Genomic DNA, 507 nt, shown 5'->3' with positions numbered 1-507 from the left:
GAGTTGAAGGCCGTCAAGGCCGAGACCCGCGGTTCGCGCACCGCCGAGCAGATGATGGCGGCCGAGGCCGCCCGCATCGAGGCGGCGCTGCCGAAGGGCGTGCGCCGCGTCGTGCTCGATGAGCGCGGCGACCGCCTGACCAGCGTGCAGCTCGCTGCCCGCATGAAGGCCTGGCTGCCCGACGGGCGCGACGTGGCCTTCGTGATCGGCGGCCCCGACGGGCTCGATGCCGGGCTGAAGGGCAGCGCCGACGAGACGATGCGGCTGTCCGACCTGACGCTGCCGCATGCCTTTGCGCGCGTGCTGCTGGCCGAGGCGCTGTACCGGGCCTGGACGCTGACCGTGAACCACCCCTACCACCGCGAATAGCGGACCCGCGAATGCCCGAGGCCACGCTGCACGACTTCATCTACCTGGCGTCGCAGAGCCCGCGCCGCCGCCAGCTGCTCGACCAGGTGGGCGTGCGCCACGAGCTGCTGCTGCCCGGTGCCGACGAAGATGCCGAGG

General features: G+C 72.6%; 2 protein-coding genes. Both read left to right on the top strand.

The annotated features are described in order from the left end of the window. On the top strand, positions 1-369 hold a 369-nt coding region (gene rlmH / locus AC1D01_RS38320; RefSeq protein WP_477875260.1), incomplete at its 5' end, for a 23S rRNA (pseudouridine(1915)-N(3))-methyltransferase RlmH. A gap of 11 nt (positions 370-380) precedes the next feature. Further along, positions 381-507 (top strand): Maf family protein (locus tag AC1D01_RS38315; protein ID WP_477875262.1); only part of this gene is annotated, 127 nt, incomplete at its 3' end.

The organism is Rhizobacter sp. P3_B12 (assembly GCF_056402895.1).
This window is presented reverse-complemented; position numbering and strand designations above follow the sequence as displayed.